This is a genomic window from Polaromonas sp. P1_G4, from assembly GCF_056405475.1.
Map to the genome: position 1 here is coordinate 1 of NZ_JBFUCA010000497.1, position 3,098 is coordinate 3,098.

General features: G+C 62.1%; 4 protein-coding genes. 2 read left to right on the forward strand and 2 right to left on the reverse strand.

Going from position 1 to position 3,098, the window contains the following annotated elements; genetic code table 11:
• Positions 1-354 (forward strand): hypothetical protein (locus AC1D1X_RS19425; RefSeq protein WP_477698928.1); only part of this gene is annotated, 354 nt, incomplete at its 5' end.
• 101 nt (positions 355-455) lie between these two features.
• Here the strand turns inward: AC1D1X_RS19425 and AC1D1X_RS19430 are convergent.
• Positions 456-1,175: a C40 family peptidase gene (locus AC1D1X_RS19430; RefSeq protein ID WP_477669283.1), complete on the reverse strand. Its 720-nt coding sequence runs from the start codon at positions 1,173-1,175 to the stop codon at positions 456-458.
• A 282-nt stretch (positions 1,176-1,457) separates the two neighbouring features.
• Between AC1D1X_RS19430 and AC1D1X_RS19435 the strand changes: the two genes are divergently transcribed.
• Positions 1,458-2,558, forward strand: a complete 1,101-nt coding sequence (locus tag AC1D1X_RS19435) for a PQQ-dependent sugar dehydrogenase (RefSeq protein ID WP_477669615.1) — start codon at positions 1,458-1,460, stop codon at positions 2,556-2,558.
• Positions 2,559-2,566: 8 nt separating this feature from the next.
• On the opposite strand, the gene AC1D1X_RS19440 is transcribed toward AC1D1X_RS19435, so the two are convergent.
• Positions 2,567-3,043, reverse strand: coding sequence for a RidA family protein (locus AC1D1X_RS19440; protein WP_477669284.1), 477 nt, complete (start codon positions 3,041-3,043; stop codon positions 2,567-2,569).
• Positions 3,044-3,098: the final 55 nt, after the last annotated feature.

The window sequence follows — 3,098 nt, forward strand, 5'->3', positions numbered from 1 at the left end:
TCCGCCCAGGTGAGCATTGATTCGCCAAAAGGCAGCGTTAGCGGCAGCTTCGGCCAGGTGACCAATTCGGGCAGCGGCCTCGTCAATGTCAACGGCAAGCCGCAGGGCAATCAGCAACTTTCGTCTAATGCGGAAAATAACCGTGTGATTCCGGCCGGCAATAACGTGGCTGACAACGCCGGGGCCGGGGCTGACGGTGCAGGGGCAGCTACGCCGACGCTTCAGCTGGCGCTGGCCGGTGAAGGTACGACTTCTCTGGTTTCGAGCACCCCTGCCAAAGCGGGCGACGCCATCGATAGCGGCCAGGCTGTGGAGCTGGACATGTCACCAGGCAATGGGAGAGATAAGGATTGAGGGCTGGCCGGTGAATGGCCGGGCTGGGGCCTGAGCTTGACTTGACCCGGAGATTAGCGTCGATGCGACGCCTGTGCCCTTAACTCCGGTTTAACTCCGGTTTAATTCCGGTACTGTTCCTGCTGCATCAGCAGCTCAGCCTGCCGCGCAACCGACACCTGCGGGGCTGCCGCCTGAGCTGGCGGCTTGTCCGATGCGGTAGCTTGCGGCTGTTGYGGGCGGGCGGGCAACGCGGCCGCGCGGGGTGTGGCCTCTTGCGCCACCCCGTTGGATGGCTGTACGCGGCGGGCGCCGTCGAAGCGGCGCTGCCAGTAGCTCACACCCATGCTTTCGACGCGGACTTCAGCGCCGGGCTTGGGTGAGTGGATGAACTTGCCGTCGCCGATGTAGATGCCGACATGGCTGAAGGCCCGCTTCATCGTGTTGAAAAACACCAGGTCGCCGGGCTGCAATTCGGTCTTGTCGATGCGCTGGGTGGCGGCGGCTTGCTGTTCGGCGCGGCGGGGCAACAGCAGCCCGACGCTTTGCTCGTAAATGGCGCGTACAAAACCGCTGCAGTCAAACCCCGTTTCAACGGTGTTGCCGCCGCGCTTGTAGGGCACGCCCAGGAAACCCATGGCGTTGACGACCAGCTCGGAAGCCTTGTTGGTGACGCTGTGGCGGACGTTGTCAATCTGGGTCAGCAGGCCCTTGTCGGCGAGCAGTTTGTCCATGTCGTTGTCGCCGCCTGAATTGCCGGGTGCTGCATGCACGCTGGCCGCCAGCAGGGCGGCAGAGGCAATGACGAGGGCAGGGGCAATCATTCGCATGGCGCCAAGCATACTTGACGGATTAGTCCTACGTCAACTCATGTTGTTTCTTGATAACGTTGACAACCCATTGATTTGTAACGAATTTGTAGGGGATTACCCGATTTATTACCCCCGTATGCCATGTTTTACACCGCCTTGGCCCGGCTTGGGAATGATCAAAAGGCGGTTTTCCCGGTCAAATGGGCGTGACGGGCCGATTCATGTGCTTTCACGTTTTTTTTAGAGTGAAATATGGCTTTAAACCAATACCGGCGTACGCAAGCAGCTATATTTTTGATAGCGGCCAGTGTGATGTTCCAGCCCGCGCAGGCTCAAAGCGTTCGCCCTGAAACCGTGGCGGCCGGCCTGGAAAACCCCTGGGGCGTGGCTTTTTTACCGGGCGAGCGTTTTCTGGTCACGGAGCGCCCCGGCCGCCTGCGGGTCGTCGGGCCGGGCGGCAAGTTGGGCACGCCGGTGGCCGCCCTGCCGGAGATTGCCGCCAGCGGGCAGGGCGGCCTGCTGGACGTGCTGGTCGACAGCGACTTTGCCCGCAACCGAACGCTGTATTTCTGCTTTTCAGAGCCTGCCGCCACCGGTAGTGGCAACAGTACGGCGCTGGCGCGCGCCACCCTGAGCGCTGACGACACCCGGCTGGAAAACCTCAAAATCATCTTCAGCCAGAAGCCCAAGGTGGCCAGCACGGCGCATTTCGGCTGCCGCATTGTGGAAAGCCGCGCGGCACCGAACGGCGCGCCCGATGGCAAGCTCTTTCTCACGCTGGGTGAGCGCTTCAGCCGCAAGGAAGACGCCCAGAAGCTGGACAACCACCATGGCAAGATTGTCCGCATCAACAAAGATGGCTCGGTTCCCCAGGACAACCCCTTTGTCGGCAAACCAGGGGCTTTGCCTGAGATCTGGAGCTACGGCCACCGCAACGCCCAGGGCGCGACGCTGGCGCCCGACGGCACCTTCTGGATGCATGAGCACGGCCCGCAGGGCGGCGATGAAATCAACCTGCCCAGGCCCGGGGCCAACTACGGCTGGCCGGTCATTACCTACGGCGAAAACTACGGCGGCGGAAAAATCGGCGAAGGCCTGACGGAAAAGGCCGGCATGCAGCAACCGCTGCATTACTGGGTGCCATCCATCGCGCCTTCCGGCATGGCGTTCCTGACCAGCGAGCGTTATGGCAAGTCCTGGCGCGGCAACCTGTTTGTGGGTTCGCTCAGGTTCGGCTACCTGGACCGGATCGAACTGGCGTCGCCGTTCGCCGGCAAGGTGGTGCGTGAAAGCAAGCTGCTGTCTGAAGCCGGAGAGCGCATTCGCGATGTGCGCCAGGGGCCGGACGGGCTGCTTTACGTGCTGACCGACAGCAACAACGGCAAGCTGATACGCCTGCTGCCCGGTGGCTGAATGCAGGGCTAGCCGGCTACTGCAATGAGATCGATTTCGACCGACGCACTCTTGGGCAGCTGAACAACGCCGACAGACGTACGCGTGTGGGCGCCGGCCGGGCCCAGTACTGCATACAGCACCTCAGACGCGGCATCGGCGACTTCGCTCTGCTGGGTGAAGTCCTGCGCCGACTGCACAAACACCGTGATGCGCAGAATGTGCTTCACGTGGTCCAGGCTGCCGAGGCTTTGCCGCAGCAGCGCCAGCGCGCGCATGGCGCAGATTTTTGCCGCCAGCTGGGCCTGCAGAACAGACGTTTCTGACCCCACGCGGCCGGTAACGACCACGGTATTGCCGACACGCGGAATCTGCCCGCTGACAAAGACCTGGTCGCCGTGCTGCACGACAGGCACGTAATTGCCGCCTATCTTGATCTCACCGTCAAAGCTGTAGCCGAGTTCGGCCTGCACTGCGGCGAACCGGGTGTCGCGTGAATCTTCCATGGACAGGAATTCCTCTTGATGTAGTTGGATGGAGCGTGATGTGGGTGTTTCAGGC

Bases quoted from the DNA above. Each gene is read 5' to 3' on its own strand.
- AC1D1X_RS19435 (WP_477669615.1), top strand. From the start codon at position 1,458: ATGTTCCAGCCCGCGCAGGCTCAAAGCGTTCGCCCTGAAACCGTGGCG.
- AC1D1X_RS19440 (WP_477669284.1), bottom strand. From the start codon at position 3,043: ATGGAAGATTCACGCGACACCCGGTTCGCCGCAGTGCAGGCCGAACTC.